This window comes from Streptomyces xanthophaeus (genome assembly GCF_030440515.1).
Lineage (GTDB): Bacteria > Actinomycetota > Actinomycetes > Streptomycetales > Streptomycetaceae > Streptomyces > Streptomyces kutzneri.
In genome coordinates, this window is the sequence record NZ_CP076543.1 from 7,600,090 (window position 1) to 7,622,068 (window position 21,979).

Annotated in this window: 28 protein-coding genes; 17 read left to right on the top strand and 11 right to left on the bottom strand. The window is 71.5% G+C overall.

The features are described from left to right. Positions 1–6: 6 nt before the first annotated feature. The 4 genes from KO717_RS33970 to KO717_RS33985 form a co-directional block, all read right to left on the bottom strand. Positions 7–843 carry a class II glutamine amidotransferase gene (locus KO717_RS33970; protein ID WP_301373316.1) on the bottom strand — a complete coding sequence of 279 codons (837 nt, stop codon included), beginning with the start codon at positions 841–843 and terminating at the stop codon, positions 7–9. 88 nt (positions 844–931) lie between these two features. Continuing rightward, on the bottom strand, positions 932–1,456 hold the full coding sequence (locus KO717_RS33975) for a pyridoxamine 5'-phosphate oxidase family protein (protein WP_301373318.1): 525 nt from the start codon (positions 1,454–1,456) through the stop codon (positions 932–934). A 127-nt stretch (positions 1,457–1,583) separates the two neighbouring features. Continuing rightward, complete coding sequence (locus KO717_RS33980) at positions 1,584–2,990, bottom strand: glycoside hydrolase family 16 protein (protein ID WP_301373320.1); 1,407 nt, start codon at positions 2,988–2,990, stop codon at positions 1,584–1,586. A 291-nt stretch (positions 2,991–3,281) separates the two neighbouring features. Continuing rightward, a complete protein-coding gene (locus KO717_RS33985) occupies positions 3,282–3,503 on the bottom strand; it encodes a hypothetical protein (RefSeq protein ID WP_033225804.1) in 222 nt (73 codons plus the stop codon). A 218-nt stretch (positions 3,504–3,721) separates the two neighbouring features. Here KO717_RS33985 and KO717_RS33990 point away from each other — a divergent pair, with 218 nt between their 5' ends. Next, entirely contained in the window at positions 3,722–3,931 is a 210-nt protein-coding gene (locus KO717_RS33990; protein WP_301373321.1) for an acyl-CoA carboxylase epsilon subunit, read from the top strand. A gap of 50 nt (positions 3,932–3,981) precedes the next feature. Here the strand turns inward: KO717_RS33990 and KO717_RS33995 are convergent, their stop codons facing one another. Then, positions 3,982–5,613 (bottom strand): FAD-dependent oxidoreductase, encoded by a 1,632-nt coding sequence (locus KO717_RS33995; protein ID WP_301373322.1) that lies wholly within the window; start codon positions 5,611–5,613, stop codon positions 3,982–3,984. A 276-nt stretch (positions 5,614–5,889) separates the two neighbouring features. Here KO717_RS33995 and KO717_RS34000 point away from each other — a divergent pair, with 276 nt between their 5' ends. The 10 genes from KO717_RS34000 (at position 5,890) to KO717_RS34045 (ending at position 13,601) form a co-directional block, all read left to right on the top strand. After that, positions 5,890–6,987, top strand: coding sequence for a SchA/CurD-like domain-containing protein (locus KO717_RS34000; protein ID WP_301373323.1), 1,098 nt, complete (start codon positions 5,890–5,892; stop codon positions 6,985–6,987). A gap of 90 nt (positions 6,988–7,077) precedes the next feature. Then, positions 7,078–7,521 carry a cupin domain-containing protein gene (locus KO717_RS34005; protein WP_053629578.1) on the top strand — a complete coding sequence of 148 codons (444 nt, stop codon included), beginning with the start codon at positions 7,078–7,080 and terminating at the stop codon, positions 7,519–7,521. Next, the gene (locus tag KO717_RS34010) at positions 7,518–8,789 is read left to right on the top strand and encodes a beta-ketoacyl-[acyl-carrier-protein] synthase family protein (protein ID WP_301373330.1); all 1,272 of its coding nucleotides are present in this window, start codon (positions 7,518–7,520) and stop codon (positions 8,787–8,789) included. Before KO717_RS34005 ends, KO717_RS34010 begins: the two co-directional genes overlap by 4 nt. Then, positions 8,786–10,012, top strand: coding sequence for a beta-ketoacyl synthase N-terminal-like domain-containing protein (locus tag KO717_RS34015; protein WP_301373331.1), 1,227 nt, complete (start codon positions 8,786–8,788; stop codon positions 10,010–10,012). Before KO717_RS34010 ends, KO717_RS34015 begins: the two co-directional genes overlap by 4 nt. An 18-nt stretch (positions 10,013–10,030) precedes the next feature. Further along, on the top strand, positions 10,031–10,285 hold the full coding sequence (locus tag KO717_RS34020) for an acyl carrier protein (RefSeq protein ID WP_301373333.1): 255 nt from the start codon (positions 10,031–10,033) through the stop codon (positions 10,283–10,285). Between the two features lies 1 nt (position 10,286). Further along, the gene (locus KO717_RS34025) at positions 10,287–10,766 is read left to right on the top strand and encodes an SRPBCC family protein (RefSeq protein ID WP_301373335.1); all 480 of its coding nucleotides are present in this window, start codon (positions 10,287–10,289) and stop codon (positions 10,764–10,766) included. 20 nt (positions 10,767–10,786) lie between these two features. Continuing rightward, on the top strand, positions 10,787–11,128 hold the full coding sequence (locus tag KO717_RS34030) for a TcmI family type II polyketide cyclase (protein ID WP_301373336.1): 342 nt from the start codon (positions 10,787–10,789) through the stop codon (positions 11,126–11,128). A gap of 159 nt (positions 11,129–11,287) precedes the next feature. Next, the gene (locus KO717_RS34035) at positions 11,288–11,920 is read left to right on the top strand and encodes an NADPH-dependent FMN reductase (protein WP_301374928.1); all 633 of its coding nucleotides are present in this window, start codon (positions 11,288–11,290) and stop codon (positions 11,918–11,920) included. A gap of 66 nt (positions 11,921–11,986) precedes the next feature. Beyond that, positions 11,987–12,904: a MurR/RpiR family transcriptional regulator gene (locus tag KO717_RS34040; RefSeq protein WP_301373338.1), complete on the top strand. Its 918-nt coding sequence runs from the start codon at positions 11,987–11,989 to the stop codon at positions 12,902–12,904. Positions 12,905–13,214: 310 nt separating this feature from the next. Continuing rightward, positions 13,215–13,601, top strand: a complete 387-nt coding sequence (locus KO717_RS34045; protein WP_030725700.1) for a hypothetical protein — start codon at positions 13,215–13,217, stop codon at positions 13,599–13,601. Positions 13,602–13,672: 71 nt separating this feature from the next. Here KO717_RS34045 and KO717_RS34050 read toward each other — a convergent pair whose 3' ends face one another. Continuing rightward, on the bottom strand, positions 13,673–14,047 hold the full coding sequence (locus KO717_RS34050) for a toxin Doc (protein WP_301373341.1): 375 nt from the start codon (positions 14,045–14,047) through the stop codon (positions 13,673–13,675). Between the two features lie 68 nt (positions 14,048–14,115). Beyond that, positions 14,116–14,982 carry a S1 family peptidase gene (locus KO717_RS34055; RefSeq protein WP_301373343.1) on the bottom strand — a complete coding sequence of 289 codons (867 nt, stop codon included), beginning with the start codon at positions 14,980–14,982 and terminating at the stop codon, positions 14,116–14,118. Positions 14,983–15,211: 229 nt separating this feature from the next. Here KO717_RS34055 and KO717_RS34060 point away from each other — a divergent pair, with 229 nt between their 5' ends. The 4 genes from KO717_RS34060 to KO717_RS34075 all read left to right on the top strand — a co-directional run bounded on the left by KO717_RS34060 (position 15,212) and on the right by KO717_RS34075 (position 17,148). After that, positions 15,212–15,718 carry a hypothetical protein gene (locus KO717_RS34060; protein WP_301373345.1) on the top strand — a complete coding sequence of 169 codons (507 nt, stop codon included), beginning with the start codon at positions 15,212–15,214 and terminating at the stop codon, positions 15,716–15,718. 36 nt (positions 15,719–15,754) lie between these two features. Next, on the top strand, positions 15,755–16,003 hold the full coding sequence (locus tag KO717_RS34065; RefSeq protein WP_301373347.1) for a hypothetical protein: 249 nt from the start codon (positions 15,755–15,757) through the stop codon (positions 16,001–16,003). Positions 16,004–16,137: 134 nt separating this feature from the next. Next, a complete protein-coding gene (locus KO717_RS34070; protein WP_301373348.1) occupies positions 16,138–16,464 on the top strand; it encodes a hypothetical protein in 327 nt (108 codons plus the stop codon). A 36-nt stretch (positions 16,465–16,500) separates the two neighbouring features. After that, positions 16,501–17,148, top strand: coding sequence for a DUF6461 domain-containing protein (locus KO717_RS34075; RefSeq protein ID WP_301373350.1), 648 nt, complete (start codon positions 16,501–16,503; stop codon positions 17,146–17,148). A gap of 76 nt (positions 17,149–17,224) precedes the next feature. On the opposite strand, the gene KO717_RS34080 is transcribed toward KO717_RS34075, so the two are convergent. The 3 genes from KO717_RS34080 to KO717_RS34090 form a co-directional block, all read right to left on the bottom strand. Continuing rightward, a complete protein-coding gene (locus tag KO717_RS34080; RefSeq protein WP_301373352.1) occupies positions 17,225–18,256 on the bottom strand; it encodes a hypothetical protein in 1,032 nt (343 codons plus the stop codon). A 236-nt stretch (positions 18,257–18,492) separates the two neighbouring features. Next, positions 18,493–19,002 (bottom strand): NUDIX domain-containing protein, encoded by a 510-nt coding sequence (locus KO717_RS34085; RefSeq protein WP_301373354.1) that lies wholly within the window; start codon positions 19,000–19,002, stop codon positions 18,493–18,495. A 145-nt stretch (positions 19,003–19,147) separates the two neighbouring features. Continuing rightward, positions 19,148–20,050 carry an oxidoreductase gene (locus tag KO717_RS34090; protein ID WP_301373356.1) on the bottom strand — a complete coding sequence of 301 codons (903 nt, stop codon included), beginning with the start codon at positions 20,048–20,050 and terminating at the stop codon, positions 19,148–19,150. A 70-nt stretch (positions 20,051–20,120) separates the two neighbouring features. On the opposite strand from KO717_RS34090, the gene KO717_RS34095 reads away from it, so the two are divergent. Next, complete coding sequence (locus KO717_RS34095) at positions 20,121–21,146, top strand: ArsR/SmtB family transcription factor (RefSeq protein ID WP_301373358.1); 1,026 nt, start codon at positions 20,121–20,123, stop codon at positions 21,144–21,146. After that, positions 21,143–21,661, top strand: a complete 519-nt coding sequence (locus KO717_RS34100; protein ID WP_301373360.1) for an SRPBCC family protein — start codon at positions 21,143–21,145, stop codon at positions 21,659–21,661. Before KO717_RS34095 ends, KO717_RS34100 begins: the two co-directional genes overlap by 4 nt. Here the strand turns inward: KO717_RS34100 and KO717_RS34105 are convergent. Continuing rightward, on the bottom strand, positions 21,642–21,917 hold the full coding sequence (locus KO717_RS34105) for an SHOCT domain-containing protein (RefSeq protein WP_301373363.1): 276 nt from the start codon (positions 21,915–21,917) through the stop codon (positions 21,642–21,644). The genes KO717_RS34100 and KO717_RS34105 overlap by 20 nt on opposite strands. Positions 21,918–21,979: the final 62 nt, after the last annotated feature.

Genomic DNA, 21,979 nt, shown 5'->3' on the forward strand with positions numbered 1-21,979 from the left:
CGGCGGTCAGAACTCGGGGACGAAGGGGAGGTAGTCCGCGTGGGGACCGGAAGGGATCACCGCATAACTGCTCTCGGGGAGCTCGTTCCACACGCCGTGCAGGTCCCCGAGCGGCTCGGACACCACGAGGCGGGTCTCGTCCGAGACCTCCCTCAGGTACGGCACCTCCGGGTGCAGATGCCGGACGGTCTCGGCCCGGGAGCTGTAGAACAGCGAGCGGGACTTTCCCTGGCTGGAGTAGCGGAAGGCCCAGACGTGCACGCCGTCGCTCACCGCCACCGTCATCTGGAGCGGTTCCGCCACGCCGTGCTCCTTGCCGAGGCGCTCCACGAACCCCGCCATCCTGGCCACCGCACCCGGGGCGTCCTGGTCGAGACCGAACGTGACCGCCAGGTAGAACATCACCTCGGAATCGGTGGATCCCTCGATGGACGGGAAGAGCGCCGGGTCGACGGCCATGCACAGATCGCGCTGCAGCCGGTGGAAGTCCGCGATAGCGCCGTTGTGCATCCACAGCCAGCGTCCGTGGCGGAACGGGTGACAGTTGGACTGCTGGACGGCCGACCCCGTCGAGGCCCGGACGTGCGCGAAGAACAGCGGTGAGCGGACGTGCGCGGCGAGCTCCTGCAAGTTGCGGCTGCTCCACGCCGGGCCGACGTCCCGGAAGACCGCCGGGGTGCCGTCGCCGTCCGCGCTGTACCAGCCGATGCCGAAACCGTCGCCATTGGTCGGTTCGGCGCCCATCTTGGCCCGGAGGCTCTGGTTGATCAGCGAGTGCTCAGGGCGGTAGAGCACGGTGTCGAGGAGCATGGGCGAACCCGAGTAGGCGAGCCAGCGACACATGCGCACCATCCCCTTCGCGACCTGCTCCGAGCCTAACCCCGCCGACGTCGGGGTTCTCGCGGGACGGGCCGTCCGCGGCGGCCGCGGGTCAGGAGAAGAGCCAGCGCGTCTGGCTGTAGCCGCCCTTGCCGAAACCGAAGGCGGTGCCCGGGCGGACCGAGAAGACCAGGGCCTCGCCCGCGTCGGGATTGACGAACACGCCGTCCCTCACCTCGAAATGCCACTCGGCGCCGTACTTCGCCTCCCAGGCGGCGGCGAGCCGGCGCAGCCGGCCGGGATCCGTGACCCGGGCCGCCACACCCTCCACGACCAGGTCGAATCCCTCGTGGAGGGTGTTGGTGCCGGTGGTGAGGACGACGTGCGCGTTGCCGCGGAGGTTCTTGGCCTTGCGCTCCTCGGGCCCGGTGCAGAAGTGCAGCGCGCCGTCCGCCCAGACACCGATCAGCGGCGTGACGTGCGGCCGCGCGTCGGGGCGCACGGTCGTCAGCCAGTACAGCTCGGCCGCGGCCAGCCGGGTGACGGCCTCCCGCCAGGGCACGGCCCTCGCCCGTTCGTCGCTGTACCGCGGGTCCAGCTCGGCGCGGGGTTCCTCGCGGGGTTCCTCGTCGGGCATGGCTGTCCTCCTGGTGCGGCCTGCGGCTGTGGTCAGGCACCAGCCTGTCCCGCGAGGCCCCGGCCGTCCACCGCGCCGCGCCCGGCGCCGTCCGCGCGGAGTCCCGCGGGGACGGCGCCGTCGCGTATCAATGGCCGAAGTCGAACCAGTTGACGTTCACGAAGTCGGCGGGCTGGCCGCTGGTGAAGGTCAGGTAGACGTCGTGGGTGCCCGTGACCGCCGTGATGTTCGCCGGCACCGTGCGCCAGCTCTGCCAGCCGCCGGTGGACGCGACCGAGAAGCTGCCGACCGGAGCCGAAGCCGGGTTGTCGAGCCGCACCTCGACCAGCCCGCTGACCCCGCCGGCCGCGCCGCTGGCCACGCGCCCGTAGAACTGCCTGGCCGCGGTGGGGCCGAAGTCGACGCCGCGGAACAGTGCCCAGTCGCCGTTGCCGATCGCCGCGAGGTTCCGGCCGCCGCCGCTGTCGGTGGTGCTCTCCTCTGCCGTGCCCGACTGGCCGTCGTAGGACTCGGCCTGGATCGCCGTGTACGCGTCGCGGTGACCGGGCGGCGTCGTCGGAGGGGTGGTGGGCGGTGTGGTGCCGCCGTCCGACCGGAGGACGGACACGTAGTCGACGACCATCGCGTGTCCCGGCTGGGTGCCCGCGTCGGGGCCGCCGCCGAAGGCGTCCGGGAAGCCGCCGCCCATGGCGACGTTCAGGATGATGAAGTAGCCGTGGTTCGTGGCGTCGGTCCAGGTCTTCGCGTCGACCTGATCGGCCCGCACCGTATGGAAGTTGAACTCGTCGACGTAGAAGCGCATTTCCTCGACCGCGGTGGAGCGGTCCCATTCGACGGCGTACGTGTGGAAGCCCGCCTGGCAGCTGGCGCCGGGGCAGACGCGCTGGCCGCCGATCCCGGAGGTCTCGTTGCAGGGGCCGCCCGGACTCGTGCCGCAATGCAGGGTCGCCCAGACGTTGTTGAGGCCCTGGACGTTCTCCAGGATGTCGATCTCGCCGATGCCGGGCCAGTTCCACCAGTTGCCCCGGTAGGGGGCGCCGAGCATCCAGAAGGCCGGCCAGTAGCCCTTGGCGGCCGGGCCCGTCACGTTCGGCATCTGGATCCGGGCCTCCGACCGGAGCTTGCCGCCGGCCGGGGGCTGGAAGTCGGCCCGACGAGTCTCGACACGGCCGGACGTCCAGTTGCCCGCGGCGTCCCGGCGCGGGGTGATGCGCAGGTTGCCGGTGCCGTCGAGGGAGACGTTGGAGGGGTCTGCGGTCATCGTCTCGATCTCGCCGGTACCGAAACGGGCGGGTCCGCCGGGGTAGGAGGTGCCGGTGGTGTACTGCCAGTCGGCGGTGTTCACCCCGGACCCCGCGGGTCCGTCGAAGTCGTCGAGGAACACCCGGGACCAGCCCGCCGGTGTGGGGGGAGCCGCGGCGTTCGCGGGCAGGACCACACCCGCGGCGGCCGTCGCGACCACGGCGATCGTGCCGAGCGCGGCTAAGACGGCCCGCCGGACCGTCGGCCGCTTCCTGCCGGATATCTCGTGCATGGGTGCCCTCTCTGAAGCGCGCCGAGAGGCGCGGTGCGGGGGGAAAGGTCAGCGGGTCGGGCGGCTTGAGAGCGCTCTCAAGCCGCGCCGCTGGACACTGTCCTCCGCACCCTCACGGGCCGTCAAGAGATTGAACCGGCACAGCATTTGGGAGCAGGGCGAGTTCAACGAATGAACGCACGGGTGCCCCGGCCGACGGATACGACGACCGCCGGCCGGGGTCCCGTACCGCCGCCGGTCGGCGGCCGGCGGCGGCAGGGCGCTCACCCGTACGGACCAACCCGCCGTACGTCACACCGGCGGACCGAGCACCTCCTCGGCGCCGGGCAGGTCATGGACGGAGGCCGCCGTGCCGGTCAGCGGCAGCAGGCCCGACAGCGGGCACGGCACGGGCATCTCGTGGTCGACCTCCCACTGCCCGACCGTGTTCCCGCCCGCGTGGTCCATGGTGCAGACGGCGTACAGGTTCCCGGCGCAGCCCCGGCACAGCAGCGGCCGGTGGCCGGTCACCACGGCCGGTCCGGAGTGCCGCGCACGGCACGCTCTTGTAGCGTCGGTCGCGACAGGATTCCAGGTGATCCCACCGGAGTCCGCAGGCCGGTTCGCTCACGCGGAACACGTCCCGCCGGCGCGCCGAGCCACCCGCGTGCCGCCCGCGCCGGAGCCGAGCCGGTCCGCCCCTCGCGAAGCGACCGGGCGCACGCGCAGCCCCCGTGAGAGAGGCCGTGCCGATGTCGAAGGATGTCCCGATAGCGAGCCTGCTGCGTGTGGAGAGGGGCGTCGCCGCCCCCGAGGAACTGGCCGCGATCGCGGTCGTCGTCGCGTGTTACGCCCAACGGACCTCCGGCGGCGGCGACACGGCCGGAGGTGCCGGGCCCGGCCGCCGGCGTACTGCCGTACGGGCCGCCGGCTGCTGGGCAGGTTGCTGGGCCTGCCGCTGAACCGCTTCCGCCGGCCGCACGCACGGCCGGCGGAAGCGGGGACGAGGTGGTCACGCCCGGCGCAGCACCGTCGAGAGGACCTCGCGCAGCGTCGCCGGGGCATCGGCCACGGCTCCCTCCGAGCGCCAGGCCACGAACCCGTCCGGCCGTACGAGCACGGCGCCCTCGGCGCTCATCGCGTGCACCTCGGTCCAGTCGGAGCGCCCCTCCTGGACCAGGTCCGCACCCGGCCCGGAGCCGATCGTGTAGGCGTCCAGCCGCATCGACAGCTGCCCGGCGACCTGCTTCGCGGCCGCCTGCCACGGCGTCCCCGCACCGCTGAGCAGCACGAAGGAGCGCTCGTAGAGGTCCAGGGTGGAGATCCGCTCACCCGAACGGGTCACCCACATGTGCGGGGCCCGGGTCCCGGTGTCGCCGACCAGCCGCAGGGTCTCCGGGATGACGGGCCGTCCGGGCTCGCCGCCGACGAGCGCGCCCTTCGGGTAGCAGTAGCCCATGGCGGTGGTGAGGACCCCGCTGCCCGGCCCGCCGCCCATGGTGGGCGGCGGCGCGTACCCCGGGTGGCTGTGTTCCGCCGAACGGGCCGACGCGCGCTCGCTGGTGGCCCTGGCAACCGGCAGCCGCTCGTCCTCGTAGGTGTCGAGCAGCCCGATGCCGGCCGAGCCGTCCAGTACCGCGGCGATCTTCCACGCCAGGTTGTGCGCGTCCTGGATGCCCGTGTTGGAGCCGAACGCCCCCGTGGGAGACATCTCGTGGGCCGCGTCCCCGGCCAGGAACACCCGACCGGACGAATACCGCTGTGCCACCCGTTCGGCCGCGTGCCACGGGGCCTTGCCGCCGATCTGCACGTCCAGGTCGGGAACACCGATCGCGTCGCGGATCTGATCCACGCACCGCTCGTCGGTGAAGTCCTCCAGGGTCTCGCCCTGCTCCGGGTGCCACGGGGCGTGGAAGACCCACTGGGTCTTGTTGTCCACCGGCAGCAGCGCCCCGTCCGCACCCGGGCGGATCAGGTAGCAGACGATGAAGCGCAGGTCGCCCAGCACCTCGACGAGCTTCTCCGAGCGGAACGTGACGCTCACGTTGTGGAACAGCTCGCCGTTACCCGTCTGGGGGATCCGCAGCTGTTCCCTGACGGGACTGCGCGGTCCGTCCGCGGCGATCAGGAAATCGGCGCGCACGGTGATGTGCTCGCCCGTCTCCCGGTCCTTCACCACGGCGTTCACCCCTGTGGCGTCCTGGTCGAAGCTCATCAGCTCGGTGGAGAACCGCACGTCCGCGCCCATCTCGCGGCTCTGTTCGGCCAGCACCGGCTCGACATTGTTCTGGCTGCACAGACACCAGCCCGTCGGGCTGAACCGGGCCAGCGCGCCGGCCGGATCGATCGACTTGACCAGCCAGTTGTGGTCGCCGTCGGTCAGCGACCGGGCCTGCAGAATGCCCTGATTTCCCTCCAGTACGGACGCCGCCCGGCGGATCGCGCGCTCCGCCCCTGCCGTGCGGAACAGCTCCATCGTCCGGGCATTGATGCCACGGCCCCGCGGGTGTGCGGAGGTGCCGGAGTGCTTCTCGACCAGCAGGTGCCTCACTCCGTGGCGGCTCAGGAAAAGCGAGGTGGACAGGCCCACGAGGGAGCCGCCCACGACGAGAACCGGTACGCGAACATCGGCGTTGTCTTCCATCAGCTGCGGGCTCCTGTTTTCTGTGTGGGGGAGTGGACTCTTTATGCCCCCGATCCGGGATGAGGCCCAGTTGATTCGCCGGTTGTCACCCGCTTGATCCGGACATGTAGCGGTACGTCCCCACCCGGATGACGATGAGCGACAGCGGCTCCCCCTGAGACGCGCCGGCCTGCCGTTCCCCACCAGAGGCGGCCGCCGGCCCGGGCGGACGCCACCGGTGACGGACGAGGGGTCCGTACGCGATGGATCTCCACCCCCTCATGAAGGAGTGAGTAGATGACAACCACCCTGTCCGAACGGGTGTCGCAGTCAGCCTTCGACGGCTCCATGCTCCGGGTCGTCCTGCTGATGGATCTCCACGAGGGGACCCAGCAGCAGTTCTTCGAGGCGTACGAACAGCTCCGCCACGACATCGCGTCGGTTCCGGGCCACATCAGCGACCAGCTGTGCCAGTCCTTCGAGAATCCCTCCCAATGGCTCATCACCAGCGAGTGGGAAAGCGCCCCGCAGTACCTCGCATGGGTCAACAGCGAGCACCACGCCGAACAGGTGAAGCCGCTCGGCGCGTGCGCCCGTGCCATGCGCCCGCTCAAGTTCACCGTCCTGCGGGAGACCGGCCGCGGCTACGGCCAGGAGTCCCGCCCGGCCACGGCGCGCCTGCAGAAGACCCCCCGGCTGGGCGCCGGCATCGTGCGCCACGCCCTCACCTTCACCGTCAAGCCGGGGAGCGAGAAGGCCGTCGCGTCCATCCTCTCCAGCTACGCCTCCCCGGCGGCCCGGGTCGACGACCACACCCGCCTGTGCCGCACATCCCTGTTCATGCACGGCAACCGGGTCGTACGGACGGTGGAGGTACAGGGCGACCTGATGGCGGCCCTGCGGCACGTCTCCGAGCAGCCCGAGGTGCGCGCCGTCGAGGAGGCCATCAACCCCTACCTCGAACAGGACCGGAACCTGAACGACCCGGAGTCCGCGCGCATGTTCTTCATGCGGGCGGCGCTCCCGGCGGTCCACCACATCGCCGCACCCGAGCCCGAGTCCGCCGAGGTCAAGCGGCACGCGCTCTTCTACCCGGCCAAGCCGGGCTGCGGCGCCGCGCTCGCCAGGTTCCTGGCCCGGCAGGACGAGGCGGCCGCACACCACCCGGCCAGCCCCGTTCGGAGCAGCAGCATCTTCCAGCGTGACGACATCGTCGTTCGGCTCATCGACGTCCGCGGCCCGCTCGACGCCGAGCCCGACACCACGTTCGGCGTCTCGGGACCGCGCAAGGCGGCGGTGCTCGACCGGCTGACGGCCCGGGCCGGCAGGCGGGTCCGCACCGCCGGCCACACCATGAACCTGATCACGGACCGCCGGGCACCCGCGGATTCCTGATCCTCCCCGGCCCCCTGGCCCACCCCCCGTTCCACCCCCGATCCCGACCCATCCGCACCAGGCTCTCCCCACACGCAGGAGGAACCCGCCATGACCCAACAGCGCCCACGCATCGTGGACCTCAGCGAGACGCCCCCCAACCGCCGGCGCGGCGGAGACCTGAGGGCGGTGCTCACCCCGACCTCGGTGGGTTCCACCAGCGGCTTCATGGGCCTGGCGATCATGGCCCCCGGGGAGTCGATCGCGGAGCACTACCACCCGTACTCCGAGGAGTTCGTGTACGTGGTCAGCGGCCGGCTGGAGGTCGACCTCGACGGGGAGGCCCACCCGCTGCGCACCGACCAGGGACTCCTGGTTCCGCTCAACACGCGCCACCGCTTCCGGAACGTGGGGGACACCGAGGCCCGCATGGTCTTCCACCTCGGCCCGCTGGCCCCGCGCCCCGAGCTCGGCCACGTGGACACCGAGCAGGCCCCGCACCCGGAGGGCACCGCGTGGGAGCAGCCCCCGGACCGTACGGGAGCGGTCTCGTGACCCGCCGGCGGGTGGCCGTCACCGGAGTCGGTGTCGTCGCGCCCGGCGGGATCGGCGTCCGCGACTTCTGGGACCTGCTCTCCAACGGCCGTACGGCGACCCGCGGGATCAGCCTCTTCGACCCGGCCGGGTTCCGCTCCCGGATAGCCGCCGAGGTCGACTTCGACCCCGCCGAGCACGGCCTCGAACCCGGCGAGGCGGACCGGGCCGACCGCTACATCCAGTTCGCCCTGGTGGCCGCCCGGGAGGCGGTGAAGGACGCGGGCCTCGACCTCACCACGGACGAGGCCTGGCGGACCGGAGTCTCCCTGGGCACCGCCGTCGGCGGCACCACCCGGCTGGAGCACGACTACGTGGCCGTCAGCCAGTCCGGATCCTGGTGGGACGTGGACCACAAGCGGGCCGGCCCCTTCCTGCACCGGGCGTTCACCCCCGCCACCCTCGCCTCCGCCGTCGCGGAGCAGACGGGTGCGCGGGGCCCGGTCCAGACGGTCTCCACCGGCTGCACCTCGGGACTCGACGCCATCGGGTACGCCGTCCACTCCATCGCGGAGGGCCGGATGGACGTCTGCATCGCGGGCGCCTCCGACTCACCCATATCGCCGATCACCGTGGCCTGCTTCGACGCCATCAAGGCGACGTCGCCGAACAACGACGACCCGGCCCACGCCTCCCGGCCGTTCGACGCCGACCGGGACGGGTTCGTCCTCGGCGAAGGCGGAGCCGTCCTCGTACTCGAAGAGCTGGAACACGCCCGCGCCCGCGGTGCGACCGTCTACTGCGAGATCGGCGGCTACGCCACCTTCGGCAACGCCCACCACATGACCGGGCTGACCGCCGAGGGCCTGGAGATGGCCCGGGCCATCGAAACCGCCCTCGCCGAGGCCGGCGTCGCCGCCGACGAGATCGACTACGTCAACGCGCACGGCTCCGGCACCAAGCAGAACGACCGCCACGAGACCGCGGCGGTCAAGCGGGTCCTGGGCGACCACGCCTACAAGACGCCGATGACCTCCATCAAATCCATGGTGGGGCACTCCCTCGGTGCGATCGGCGCCATCGAACTCGCGGCCTGCGTACTCGCCATGACCCACCAGGTGGTACCGCCGACGGCGAACTACGAGACGCCCGACCCCGAGTGCGACCTGGACTACGTACCCCGCGTCGCCCGCGGCCGGAAGCTGCGCAGCGTGCTCTCGGTGGGCAGCGGCTTCGGCGGATTCCAGTCCGCCGTGGTCATGACCCGGCCGAAGGAGGAGGTCTCGTGACCAGCCGTACGGTCATCACGGGCATCGGAGTCGTCGCGCCCAACGGCGTGGGCGCCGACGCCTTCTGGAAGGCGACCCAGTCCGGACTCAGCGTCCTGGACCGGGTCACCAGGGCGGGCTGCGAGCACCTCCCGCTGCGCGTCGCGGGCGAGGTCCGGGGCTTCGACCCCGGCGCCATGGTCGAGGACCGCTTCCTCGTCCAGACCGACCGCTTCACCCACCACGCCCTCGCCGCGGCCGACCTCGCCCTGGAGGACGCCCGGCTCGGCCGGGCCGACTACGAGGGCGACCCCTTCTCCGTGGGCGTCGTCACCGCCGCCGGATCCGGCGGCGGCGAGTTCGGCCAGCGCGAGCTCCAGCACCTCTGGGAGCAGGGGCCGCGCTTCGTGGGCCCGTACCAGTCGATCGCCTGGTTCTACGCGGCGAGCACCGGCCAGATCTCCATCCGGCGCGGGCTGAAGGGCCCTTGCGGGGTCGTGGCCAGTGACGAGGCGGGCGGACTGGACGCCTTCGCACACGCGGTCCGCGGGATCCGCCAGGGCAGCCGGGCCATGCTGGTCGGGGCGACGGAGGCACCGCTGGCGCCGTACTCCATCGTCTGCCAGCTGGAGTACGAGGGGCTGAGCACGGGGGAGGACCCCGAGCGCGCCTACCGGCCCTTCACCGACAAGGCCTGCGGGTTCGTCCCCGCCGAGGGCGGCGCGATGTTCGTCGTCGAGGACGAGGACGAGGCCCGCCGCCGCGGCGCCACCGTACGGGCGGTCCTGGCCGGCCACGCCGCGACCTTCACCGGCACCCGGCGACGGGACACGGCGGGCGAGGGGCTGGCCCACGCCATCCGCGGCGCCCTGCGGGAGGCCGGCTGCGCGCCCGAGGAGATCGACGTGGTCTTCGCCGACGCCATCGGGACCCCGGAGGCCGACGCGGCCGAGGCGGCCGCCATCGCCGACGCCCTCGGCGCGTACGGGCGCAAGGTGCCGGTCACGGCACCCAAGTCCGGTACCGGCAGGGCGTACTGCGCGGCGCCCGCCCTCGACACCGCGGCCGCGGCCCTGGCCCTGGAGCACGGCATCGTCCCGCCGACCCCGAACGTCTACGACGTGTGCCACGACCTCGACGTGGTGACCGGCAGCGCCCGCGCGGCGGAGCTGCGCACCGCGCTGGTGCTCAGCCGCGGCCGGATGGGGTCGAACTCCGCGCTCGTCGTCCGCAAGGGCTCGTAGGAAGAAGGGAGAACCAAGATGTCCGACCGGCTGACCCCGGAGGAACTGGCGGCCCTCATGAAGAAGGCCGGCATCACCGTCGATCCCGCTGAGCTGGCGAGCCGCCCGCACTCCGCGTTCGACGAGTACGGCCTCGATTCGCTGGGCCTGCTCGGGATCGTCGGCGAACTGGAGAACCGGCGGGGGCGGGCGCTGCCCACCCACGCCGACCGCTGCAAGACCCCCGGGGAATTCCTCGACCTCGTCAACCACAGTCTGATGACCGGAGCCTGACATGGCAGGACACACCGAGAACGAGATCACCGTCAACGCGCCCGTGGACGTCGTATGGGAGATGACCAACGATCTCCCCAGCTGGCCGCAGCTGTTCAGCGAGTACGCCTCCCTCGAAATCATCGAGGAGAAGGGCGACACCACCCGATTCCGCCTGACCATGCACCCCGACGAGAACGGCAAGGTGTGGAGCTGGGTCTCGGAGCGGACCGTCGACCGCAAGGGCCTCACGGTCCGTGCCCGGCGCGTGGAGACCGGGCCGTTCGCGCACATGGACATCCACTGGCAGTACTTCAAGGTGCCCGGTGGCACCCGGATGAAGTGGACCCAGGACTTCGCGATGAAGCCGGACGCCCCCGTCGACGACGCGTGGATGACGGACAACATCAACCGCAACTCCCCGATCCAGATGGCGCTCATCCGGGACAAGATCGAGAAGCGCCAGCGCGAGGGCCGTGCCCCCGCCGTCAGCCGAGTCTGAGACGAAAGGCAAGCACCCGGATGAACCAGACGCACCGCGCTCTCATCGTCGCCCGGATGGCGCCGGGATCGGCACCGGACATCGCCGACCTCTTCGCCGGCTCGGACGCGGGTGAACTCCCGCACCTGGTAGGGGTCACGCGCCGCAGCCTGTTCCAGTTCGGCGACGTCTACCTGCACCTGATCGAGTCGGACCGGCCGCCCGGCCCGGCCATCGCGAAGGTCACCGAGCACCCGGAGTTCCGCGACCTCAGCGAGCGGCTGACCGCCTACATCAGCCCGCACAACCCGGACACCTGGCGCAGTCCGAAGGACGCCATGGCCCACGAGTTCTACCGCTGGGAGAACCCCGGCGCCAAGTGAACCGCGGCCCGGACGGGACCCGCACACCGAAGTGTGCGGGTCCCGCCGCGTGCGGCCGATCGCAAGAGAGCAGGAGGAGCCGGCATGAACCCGACCGACACCGACCACTTCCCGGCGGATCCGGGCCGTCCGCACGACGGCAAGCCCGCCCGTAGCTCCCTGCACGTGCTCGTCCTGTCCGGTTCCTCCCGCACCGGATCGGTCAACACCCGCCTCGGCTCCCTGGTCGCCGCCCTGGTGTCCCGGGCCGGCGCCACCGCAGGGGCCGCCACGCTCGGCGACTTCCCGATGCCCCCGTACGACGGCGACGCGGAGGCCGACGAGGGACTGCCCGAAGGAGCCCTGGCCCTGTGCGCGCGGATCGAGGCCGCGCAGGCGCTGATCATCGCCTCCCCCGAGTACAACGCCTCCGTACCGGGCGTGCTCAAGAACGCCATCGACTGGGTCTCGCGCTACCGCCCGCAGCCCTTCAAGGACAAGCAGACCCTGCTGGTGTCGGCCTCGCCCTCGATGGTCGGCGGCAACCGGGGGCTCTGGGCCCTGCGCGTACCGCTGGAACACCTCGGCGCGCGCGTCTACCCGGACATGTTCAGCCTGGCGGGCGCGCACCAGGCGTTCGCCGAGGACGGCACCCTCACCGACCCGGGCCTCGGCGAGCGCCTCACCAGTACGATCGGCTCCTTCCTCGACCTCGTCGAGGCCGACACCCGCTACCTGTGCCTGCAGCGCCGCTGGTACGAGTTCCTGGGCGACCGCACCGACGCCCCCGTGACCTCGCGCGCCCAGGACTGATCATCATCGGCCACAGGGGGTGAGCTATGTTGGAGCGCGAGTGACATGAGTTAGGGAGGCCCTCGAGTGTCATCGGGGCAGCAGGCACGCGCACAAGCGGCTGCGATCACACCAGGGGGTCAGTCGTCCGAAGAGGTCCGTCCTCCGGCCGACCGGCTCCTCGCGCTCTTCGACGGACGCCGCCTGTCACCGGGGCAGCGCCGCATCGCCCAGTACCTGATCGACCACCTCACCGAGGCCGCGTTCCTCTCGATCACCGAACTGGCCGAGCGGGTGGGCGTGAGCCAGCCCTCCGTGACCCGTTTCGCCGCCTCCCTCGGCTTCAGCGGCTACCCCGCCCTGCGTGACGTGCTGCAGCCGATCGCGCTCAGCGCCGTCGCCGGCGCCCCTGACACCCGCGCGCAGATCCGCCGCAACGAGCTGCAGGAAGCCGTCGACGCCGAGATCGAGAACCTGGAGAACGTGCGCAGGCTGCTCGCCGACACCGACCAGGTGCTGGACATCGGCCGGGAGCTGGCCGCCTCGGTGCCGCTGACCATCCTCGGCCTGCGCATCTCCGTCTCGCTCGCGGAGTACTTCGCGTACGCGGCCCGGCGCATCCACCCCGACGTCCGCCTGGTGACCCGCGGCGGCAGCGTCGCCTACGACGCGCTGCTGCAGTCCAGGGCGGCCGGCGGGACCTGGGTGCTCGCCTTCGCCATGCCGCGGCACGCCAAGGAGACCCTGGCCGCCATCCGCGCCGCCCGCAGTACGGGGCTGCGTGTGGTCCTGATCACGGACCCCACCCTGGGGCCGCTGGTGGACGAGGCGGACGTGGCCCTGACGGCGGGGACCGGATCCCGGCTGGTTTTCGACTCGTACGCGGCGCCCGGAATGCTGTCCGCGGCCCTGTTGCAGGCGATGGCCGACGCGGACCCGGAGCGGACCCAGGCCCGTCTGGAGAGCTACGAGCACGTGGCCGACCAGCACGGCTTCTTCCTGTAGCCCGTTCCGGCAGGGTTCACCAGGCGATATTCAGCCCTCGAGGTGCATGAAATTTTTCATACCCTTGCTTACTCGACGGTATATATGTTTACTGACGACGGCGCTCCGGATCCACCAGATGCCAAGGAGGACCCCCATGTCCTCCCGAACGTACTCGCGGTACGACGAACCTCCTCAGGTCGCGACCGCGTGTCGGGTCCAGGCTTTGGATCCCCGCAGAGCGCCCATGGCGGCCTCGGTCAACCCCTGGGCCGAGGCCGCCCACCAGAACGTCTCGATCAGAGTTCGACACCACTCGGAAGTGACGAGAATGCCTCAGACGGCCACGTTTACCCTCAGCCCTGACTGGCCCATGCAGGTCAAGGCACCCGGTACGCACGACTGGGAGCGCACGGCCACGCGCTGGCTGCGGGATCTGCTCCCGGCCCGCTACGGCGGCTACCTGACGCTCACCCGTCACCACGCGCTCCTGGCCCGGCACGTCCAGCTCCAGCTGCAGCACGAGATGCGTGCGGTGCGGGCGGCCCTGCAGACCAGCCGCGCCGAGCTGCCCACCATGGGAATCGCCGAGTCGGTCATCGAGAACTCGATCAGGATGTACGCCGTCGAGCTGGAGCAGCTGGGACGGCTCGCCCGCGGCGCGCGCCTCGTCTCCGACGCGCTCCTCGTCGGCACCCCCGCCCAGCGCAGGCGCTGAACCGCGGCGCCCACCCCCTCCAGGCTGTCTCTTTCAGGTCTTGCCTGACCCGCAAGATCTGAAAGAGACAACTAGCTCGGCTGCCAGGAGCGGAGCCGGGCGGCCACGTCGAAGACGGTGGCGCGCAGCATGCGGATGTCGGTGATGAGGTCGCGCCACTGCTCGTAGGTGGCGTCCACCGCCTTGCCGGAGGCCTCGATGTACGCGACGGCGACCCCGTAGGCGAAGTACTCGTTGGAGTCGGGGAGCGGCCGGAGCAGCACGATCGCATCGAGCAGGGCGGCCGCCCGCCAGTAGGCGTCGGGGTCGTCCACTTCCAGGCTGGGCGTGTTCACCCGGTGCCGGGCCACGGCGGCGACCAGGGCGGAGTGGTCGGCCACCGCCACGTCCTTGAACAGCGCCTCCTGCCGCTCCAGCAGCCAGCGGTGATCGATGTGCAGTTCCACGCCTCCGAGTATCCCCGCCCGGGGCCCGGCCGTGGGGCTTTTCCGGTCGGGCGGGGACGCGCGCGGGATTACGGCTTGGGGAGCACGCAGCCGGGGCGGTTCAGGTCGATCTTGTTTCCGGGCGCTATGCAGGGGACGACGATGTACGTCTGCTGCGCGTAGTTGATGCCCTGGCGGACCGTCACGTTGCCGTTCTGGTCGACCTCGCACGGGTTGTTGTCCGTGCAGCGTGCGCCGTCCTCGTTGCCCGTGTTGTTGACGGCGACGACCTTGCCGGTCGCCGTGTCCACCACCGGTGACCCGGAGGTGCCGCCGATGGTGTTGCAGGCGGAGGTGTAGCGGACCGAGTCCTTCCAGGTCCAGGCGCCCTCCTTGAGGCGGTAGGCGAAGCCGTCCACGTTGCAGCTGTAGATCCGCTTCCAGTAGCCCGAGACCACCTTGATCGCCGAGCCCTGGGCCGGGCGTGCGCCGTCGAGTGTCAGCGCGGTGATGCCGTACTGGCTCTGGATCTGGGCGTAGGTCCGGGTCAGCTGGTAGATCGAGATGTCGGTGTCGGTCATCGTCGCGTACGCGACCTTGCTCGCGCGGAGCGTGCCGACCTTCGATCCGGCCGAGTTGAGCAGCGAGAACGAGCGGCTGGACGGGCGGTCCTTGATGACCTCGCCGGCCGCCGGGAAGCCCGACTCCAGGCAGTGCCCGTTGGACAGCACCAGTGCGAGGTCGTCCGGCTGGGAGCCGGGAGCGCGGACGACGGATCCGGAACAGTTGCTGAGGGCCACGGTTCCCGCGAAGTTGACCGCGACGGCGGTGGCTTCGGAGGCGGCGGGCGGCGTGGTGGTGGGCGCGGTGGGTGCGGATGGCGCGGCCACGGCGGGGGTGACCGCCGCTCCCAGCAGGAGCAGGGAGAGTAAGAGGCCGGCGAGAGGCTTGTTCATGTGGGGGTTCCCCTCTGATGACAATGCGACCGAAGATCCTCCGGTTGTCATGTGCATTGTTGGGACCTCGGCGGCAAGTCGCAAGACCGCGTGGCGAGTTGACGCGGGTGCCGGGGGAGGGGCCCAGGACGGCGCGGAGTGCACCGATAACGGTCCGCGCACGGGTGTTCCGCACCGGTGGCTTTGCCTCCTACGGTCGGTGCAGCACAGTTCCGGACCAGGAGGCAATGTGAAGCGCGAGATCGACATCGACCAGCTGGTGACGGCGATGAAGGCGGTCGACGAGGCGGGGCGGCTCTTCGAGGAGGCGCGCGCCGTGTACGAGGCGCGCGGCCTCAAGAGGATCAGCGACGACTTCAAAGTGGCGGGCGGCTCGGTCCAGACGCTGCAGGGCGCCGAGGAGATGGCCCTCGGGGCCCGCAAGTACCTCGCCGAACTCGCGCTGATCGCCGGCTACGCGGCCGCCGGCCTCGAAGCGCGTGCGGGAGAGAGACCGGAGACCGCCCGGGCCGGCTTCCCCGGCATCTCGGGCGGCGGCGCCCGCATGGGCCGCCCGCTGCTCGATCCGACCCTGGAGGGACTGCGGCTGCTGCTGGCCGTCGACTTCTTCGAGCCCGCCTTCAAGACCGCGATCGAGGAAGTCGTACAGGCCGAGAAGGCCACCTACCCCGACCCCTCCACGTTCCGCATCCCCACGCGCGCCGGCCGTGCCGCCGCGTCCGGCCGCACTCCCTGAGGTGCCGGGCCGGGCCGGCGGGGCGAGGCTGGGGGTATGCACCATGCACCCGTCGTCGTGCACCGGATCTTCCCGTCGGGGGGCCGGCAGGTGACCCTGCGGACCTCGAACGGGGAGGAGTCCCTGGGCCTCGCCCGCTCGGACGAGGACGTCATCGAGTTCCTGCGCCGGGCCGGCATGCCGGACCCCGACGACGTGGTCCTCGGCGGCGCCGAGCTGCTGGACTGGGAGTGGGACACCCCCCACGTGTACGAGGCCGACCCGCCGACCGACGACCTCCCCTGAAGGTCGTCGCAGGCCGGAGCTGTGTCCGACCTGCGGTGCCGCCCTGCCCGTCGCGAGGTGGCGCGCAGTGGCCGCGTCCCGGCCCGGTCCCACCCGGACCCATCGCCATGAACACGACGATGTTGGATAGCGGCATGGCGAGACGCAAGAAGGAGAAGAAGGAGCGGGCCGCCTTCGGCATTCCGAAGGGGATCGTCCTGCTGGCCACGCCGGAGGGCTGGCGCATCAGCGTCCTCACCGTGGACCCCGGAATGGTCTGCGGGCGCCTGGACGTGCCGGTCGGCACCGGCCCACAGGACGCGCGGGACGCGGCGGCGGTGATGGTGACGGAACTCGCGCGCGACTTCCATGACACCGACGTCGAGGTGAGCTGGGATCCGCCCCAGGAGCCCTGGTCATGGACCGCCCGAGTCGCCCTGGCCGCCGGGAACGAACCTGCTTCGCCGGGGTCCGGGGGTTGATCCCCGGTGTCGGTGGGGGGTGACAGCATGCGCTGCATGACCTCAGCAACCGCGGCCGACTACGGCTGGATACGTTTCTCCTCCCTGTTCGCGTACGGGCTGGAGGGCGGATACACACTGACGCTGGTGCGGGGACTGTCGCCCGCGGAGCTGCTCGCAGTGGCGGGAGCCGAGTCACGCGAGACGTGTGACGGGTTCGACGAACTGATCCATGAGCACACGGAGATCCTGTCCGGATACGAGGACTGGCCCGAGTCCTTTCTCGCGGGAGCGTTCACGGTGCCCGGCGAGGGAGGGGACTGGACCCTCGTTCTGGAGTTCGGCGGCGACCTGGGAACACGGCCGGCCCTCATGGAAGCCCTCTCCGCCGGGACGCGGGCCGTCTCTCATTCGAGCAACGGGGGGAAGCCCATGGACTTCTTCCACTGGTACGAGGACGGGGAACTGCGGACCACCTTCGAGTGGCCGGCGGACCGGACCGGCAGTACCCCCGATGCGCTGAACGCCCTGATGAGGGAGGTCGGGCTCAACCCGACGGGTGACGAAGACCCCGACGTCGACACGAAGGCAGCGGTACTCGCGCTGACCGAGCGCCTCACCGGCGTACGGGTGACCGAGAAGCTACTGGCGGGTGCCGAGTACCTGACGGGCGAGGTACCGGAGGAACCCGCCGAGGAGTGGTAGGGCGGCACCGTAGGCATCGCGGACGCCCACAGCGGGCCGGTGGCCGGCCGGAATGGATCCGGCCGGCCGGGGACGGTCATTCCACGTCGGCATCCGTCCGGCCGGCGGGACGCGTCCGGAGCCAGTACGAGCGCGCCGCGACGGTCAGGGCGATGCCGTACACCGCGAAGGCGGCCATCCCGATCCAGCCGACCAGCAGCGCGTCGCCCGGGGAGTGGAAGTCGCCGCGCCGGATCGTCACCACCCCGGCCGTGGCCAGGACCAGGTAGCCGACTCCCAGAACGCCGTACGGGGCGAGCGTGGCAGCACCGAGCAGGGCCGGGGTGAGCGGGAGCCAGCGCGGCACCCGCCGGCCGCGCAGGAACAGCGTCCAGCGCGGGAAGACCTGCCCCCACGGGCGGACCAGGCCCCACAGCAGGAAAACGCCGAGCGCGGCCAGCAGCGCGGTGGGGTCCAGACCCCAGGACTCCAGCGTGAGGAACATCCCCGAGGCGCCGTTCCGCTCCGAGACCGCGAGCATCTCCTCACCGGTGATCCCCGCGAACGTCCCACCGGACGCCCAGACCAGCTTCATCGCCGTGTACGGGACGAACGCCAGCGTCCCTGCCCAGGCGGCGAGCCGGACGCGCTGCGGTGCGGCGGACGGCGCTCGCACGGCAGTACCGGCGGGCAGGCGGTCGGACCGGGCCGTCGCCGCGAGCAGGACCGCCCCGACCGCCGCGAGAGCCTTGTTCGCCGCGGAGGCCCAGCTGTCCACCCCCTGACCGAGCATCAGGGTGATCACATCCATCAGCAGGCTGAACGCGGTGATCCCTGCCAGCCCGCACAGCACCTGGAGCAGCACCCGCAACGGTGGCAGCAGCCCGTACCGCACCACTGCTGCGCCGGCCGACGTCCCCAGCGCACCCAGCGCCACGACCGCCCAGCCCGGCCCGGGGGTCCCTGAGCCACCGCCGTGGTAGGTCAAGGGGGTCCCGCTCAGCGCGCAGGCCAGGCCGAAGCCGGCGTACAGCACCCCCCACAGCAGCGTCGCCCGGGCCACCCAGCGCGGCCATGGCTGCCACCAGGCGCTCCGGAGCGCCTTCATCGTCCGTTCGACACCGGTCATGTTCCGAACGTCGCACCGGCCCGGGCGGGGTGACGTCGGCCGCCGGAACGATCTGCCTCCCCCGGCCGGGGGAGCGACCTCCCGCCGCAAGAAGCATCACGGCGTCGGCAGACCTGTGCCTCGCACTCGACCGCCTTCGCCCCCCGAAAGACGGAGCGGGCCGGTTGTCGTCAACCCGGCACCCTGACCAGGGAGTCTCCGGACCGCTTACTTAGTGCAGGCAAGGGCTGGCAGGGTCAGGATTGCGTGGTCCGGAACGTGAGATACCGGCTGATGGCTTCGTGAGTGTCCGGGGTGAAGCACCACTCCAGCAGGGCCGACCGCAGCTCCAGCTCGGTCAGCCAGCTGTGCCAGGCGACCTCATCGGGATCGGGGACCACGGCATCCGCATCCGGCACTACGACTTCGTGCACGCCGAGCCAGTGAGGGCTCGAACCGCTGCGGTTGAGGAACGTGAACAGCAGGCGCGGCAGCACACGAATACCCAGCTCTTCGGTCAACTCCCTCGCGGCGGCCTGTTCATAGGACTCGCCGACATCGGCGGCGCCACCGACCTCGACCTCGAAGAGCCCAGGGAAGCGCGATACGTGCTCCGACCGCCGGTGGACGAGGATCCGTCCACGCCCATCACGGCACACCGTCACGGCGACCCGGTGCAGCCAACCCTCCCGGACGGCCTGCCGGCGAGTGACCACCACCCCCAGCACACGATCTTGATCGTCGACACGCTCCACCAGTTCGTCCACGACGCACACCCTGGCAGAGCCCACCGACAACGCCGCTTCCCGGCGCCCGCGGAAGGCATCCCGCGAGCACCTGCAACAGAAGGTCGGACGAGGATGACGACATGCATGGGGCTCCCCCCCGCAAAGCCCCCCGCACGACGCACCGTCAGCTGTGGTGCGCCGCCTCCAGGACGGCCAGATCCTCCTCCGACAGGCGCAGGGACCCGGCGGCCACGTTCGCGTCCAGGTGGTCCGGGTCGCCCGTGCCGGGAATGGCCAGTACGTGCGGTCCCCGCCGGAGCGTCCACGCCAGCCGTACCTGCGCCGGGCTCGCGCCGTGCGCCCGGGCGACGGCACGCACCTCCTCGCGCTCGGCTCCGCTCGCGCCCGCCTGCCGGCCGGTCCCCGCGATGGAGTAGAAGGGGACGAACGCGATGCCCTGCTCACCGCAGGTGCGCACGAACCCGTCGTGGTCGGGCCGCACCCCGATCCCGTACATGTTCTGCACGCAGACCACCGGCGCGATGGCCCGGGCCTCGGCGAGGTGCTCGGGGGTGACGTTGGAGATGCCGAGGTGGCGGATGAGGCCCGCGTCGCGGAGCTCGGCCAGCGCGCCGAAGCGCTCGGCGATGGAATCGGTCCCGACGATGCGCAGGTTCACCACGTCGAGGTGGTCGCGGCCGAGCTGGCGCAGGTTCTCCTCGACCTGGCCGCGCAGCAGAGCCGGGGTGGCGTGTTCGCGCCAGGCGCCGGACGGGTCCCGGCCCGGCCCGACCTTGGTGGTGATCACGAGGTCCTCCGGGTAGGGGGCCAGCGCCGTGTTGATCAGCTCGTTGGCGGAGCGCAGCGGCGAGAAGTAGAACGCGGCCGTGTCGATGTGGTTCACCCCGAGCTCGACCGCCCGGCGCAGCACGCCGATCGCCTGGCCGCGGTCCCGGGGCACGGCGTCGTCCGCGAACGCCTCGCCGGTCTGCGTCAGGCGCATCGCGCCGAAGCCGATCCGGTTGATCTTCAGGTCGCCGAGGTTCCAGGTGCCCGCGGCGTCCGCCGTCATCGTCTGTGAGGTCATGCCCGGATGATCGCCACCCGGTAGGCTGCCAGGCCATTGATTAAGGCATGACTGAATCCCTGGAGTGGCCGTGCTGGCGGAACTGGCGTTCTCCGTGAGCGATCTCGCGCAGATGCGGTTCGCCGTCTCACCGATGTGGGAGGTCGGCCCCAGCTACCGGCTGCTGGCCTCCGGGGCCACGTCCCCCGTACACCGGCCCTGGACCGAGCAGGTGAGGCCTCGCCTGGCGGCCGCCGGCCTGGACCGGGGCTGGCTGGCCGAACTGATCCCGCCCTCGGGGTACGTACCCGACTTCCTCAACCCGGCGCCCACCGGTCCGGCTCCTTCCCTGACCGAGGAACTGGCCAGGATCCAGGCCGCACCCGCCTCCCGGGTCCGCCAGGAACTCGACCGCCTGCGACAGGAACAGGGACGCCTCGGCCCGCGCACGCGGACCCTGTACGCCGACCCGCGGGCCCGCCTGGTCCGGGTCGCGGAAGAGATCGGGACCTACTGGGAGCTGGCCCTGGCGCCCTACTGGGCACGGATCCGCGCGGTACTCGACGCCGATGTCTTCCACCGGGCCCGCCAAGCCGCCGAGCACGGCGCGGGCCGTCTCTTCAACGACCTCCACCCCTCGGTGAGCTGGGGCGACGACGCGCTCCGGCTGTCCCGCCGGCATCGGCCCCTGTCCCGCGGAACGGCGGGTGCCGGGCTGCTGCTGATCCCCTCGGTGTTCATCGAACCGGTCCCCTTCACCCGGGTGACGCCCCCGGAACCGCCGCAACTCGCCTATCCGGCGCGCGGCACCGGCTCCCTGTGGGAACCCCGGCCCGCCGGCCGGACCGAGGCCCTGGCCGCCGTGCTGGGCCGCTCGCGCACCCGGCTGCTGAGCGAACTGGAAACCCCGGCCTCCACCACCGAACTGGCCCGCCGTACGGGGCTCTCGGCCGCCGGAGTCTCCCAGTACCTGACCGCGCTGCGCGCAGCGGGCCTGGTCAGTGCCCACCGGGCCGGCCGCTCCGTGCTCTACGCCCGCACCGCCGTCGCCGAGGCCCTCCTCGCCGCCTACACTCCAGGCGTCGAACGGGGACGATCACAGGGAGGGACACCATGAGCGAGCGCCGGTGGAGCCTGGAGGAGCGCATCGTGGTGGACGCGGCCCCCGAGGACGTCCACCGGGTGGTGTCCGACCTGCGGAACATGGGCCGCTGGAGCCCGGAGTGCCGCCGCGTCTGGGTGCCCCGGCCGCCGGCCCGACCCGGCAGCCGTTTCGTCGGGCTCAACCGGAGAGGGCCGTTCGTCTGGTTCACGGTGGGCCGGATCACAGCCCTGCGCGCGCCCGCGCAGGCGCCGGACGGAACCGGTGAGTTCACCTTCGACGTCGGCATCTTCGGGCTGCCGATCGCGCGCTGGGGCTACCGGTTCGAACCGGAGGGCGAGCGCACGCGCGTCACGGAGACCTGGCAGGACCTGCGCACCGGCCGGGGCTCCCGCCTGACCACGCTGCTCGGCTCGGTGTTCGCCGGCACCGGCCCGGACCGGCGCATCGCCGTCAATCGCGCCGGGATGCGCACGACCCTGGACCGTCTTGCGGCGGGCTTCGGCCCGGTCACGCAGCACCGTCCTTGAGGGACCGGCCGAACTGCTCGTCCAGGACGGACAGCCGGCGCCAGTACTCGTCCTCGTCGATCTCCCCGGCGGCGAAGCGCCGCCCCAGGATCGCGATCGGCGACCGCTCACCGTACGCCGCCGCCCCGCGGCGCCCGTGCCGGACGGTACGGCGCAGCACGGTGACGACACCGACGACGACCGCCGCCCAGATCAGCGGAACGAACAGGATCCACGGGCCGGGCCCGTCGTAGGCGAGGGTGGTGAAGGTGTCCATCTCGATTCATCTCCTCGGAAGCACGGACGTTTCTTCTCACCCCGAGACTCCTCGGAAAGCCC